Here is a 1,944-nt window from a genome sequence, read left to right on the forward strand (position 1 = left end):
CTGACCAGATTACCTATGAGATCTGTGATGCAGATGGCGATTGTGTTACAGCCGTAGTTGATGTCACAGTCAATGCCGTAGACGATACGCCAACGGCCGTAGACGATACAGCCAGTGTAGACGAAGATGATACAGTAAACATCGATGTATTAGACGATGACAATTTTGGAGGCGATGGCCCAAGTACCGGTACCATAAGCATAACAAGTGCCCCAACCAATGGAGTAGCAACAGTAAATGATGGCGGTACCCCCAACGACCCAACCGACGATACCATAGATTACACCCCAGATGCAGATTACAATGGTCCCGATCAAATAACCTATGAGATCTGTGATGCAGATGGAGACTGTACTACAGCCGTAGTTGATATAACAGTAAACCCAGTAGACGACACCCCAATTGCAAACAATGATGCTGGATCAACTAATGAAGATGTTGATGTGATTATTAATGTCACAGGAAATGATACTGATTCAGATGGAACAATTGATAATTCAACAATTGATTTAGATCCAAATACTCCAGGGCAGCAAAGTACATTTACTGTATCAGGAGAGGGAACATTTACTGATAATGGAGATGGAACAGTTACTTTTGACCCTGTACCTGGATATAATAATGGTACTACTACAATTACATATACGGTAAATGATAATGATGGTAATACATCCAATGTGGCAACTATATCTGTAACAATACCAGTTTGTCCAAGTTCTTTAGATAGTGATGGCGACGGATTAACAGACTGTGAGGAAACAACAGGAATAGATGATCCGAGTACACCAGATGATCCAACCACGTTCCCAGGTGGACCAACAAGTGATCCAAATGATCCATGTAGTCCAATCGGAATCAATACAACGGATAGTGATGGCGATGGACTAACAGATTGTGAGGAAACCACAGGAATAGATGATCCGAGTACACCAGAAGATCCAACGACTTTCCCAGGTGGACCAACAAGTGATCCAAATGATCCATGTAGTCCAATCGGTATCAATACAACAGATTCAGATGGAGATGGTTTAACAGATTGTGAAGAAACTACAGGAATAGATGATCCGAGTACACCAGAAGATCCAACGACGTTCCCAGGTGGACCAATAAGTGATCCAAATGATCCATGTAGTCCAATCGGAATTAATACAACGGATAGTGATGGTGACGGACTAACAGATTGTGAAGAAACTACAGGAATAGATGATCCGAGTACACCAGAAGATCCAACCACGTTCCCAGGCGGACCAACAAGTGATCCGAATGATCCATGTAGTCCAATCGGTATCAATACAACAGATTCAGATGGAGATGGTTTAACAGATTGTGAAGAAACCACAGGAATAGATGATCCGAGTACACCAGAAGATCCAACGACCTTCCCAGGTGGACCAACAAGTGATCCAAACGATCCATGTAGTCCAATTATAGCTAACTGCTTTCCTGTTGCAAACAATGATGGAGGAACTACAGATCCAGGAGTAGATATTATAATTGATATTACAGGAAATGATACAGATCCAGATGGAACAATTGATGATTTAACTATTGACTTAGATCCAAATACTCCAGGACAGCAAAGTACATTTACTGTACCAGGAGAAGGTACGTTTACTGATAATGGAGATGGAACCGTTACATTTAGTCCAGCACCAGGTTATAATAATGGAATAACAACGATTACATATACTGTAAATGATAATGATGGTAATACTTCTAATATAGCTACAATAACTGTAGTAGTTCCATTATGTACGTCAACAGTAGATACAGATGGTGATGGTTTAACAGATTGTGAAGAGTTAACCGGAATCGATGATCCAAGTACACCAGAAGATCCAACGACTTTCCCAGGTGGACCAACAAGTGATCCAAATGATCCATGTAGTCCAATCGGTATCAATACAACAGATTCAGATGGAGATGGTTTAACAGATTGTGAAG

1 protein-coding gene is annotated in these 1,944 nt (G+C 41.1%); it reads left to right on the forward strand.

All coding sequences use genetic code 11. The features are described 5' to 3' along the window. On the forward strand, positions 1–1,944 hold a 1,944-nt coding region (locus tag EYD46_RS17840; protein ID WP_165454413.1), incomplete at both ends, for an Ig-like domain-containing protein.

It is taken from the genome of Hyunsoonleella pacifica (assembly GCF_004310335.1).
Taxonomy (GTDB): domain Bacteria; phylum Bacteroidota; class Bacteroidia; order Flavobacteriales; family Flavobacteriaceae; genus Jejuia; species Jejuia pacifica.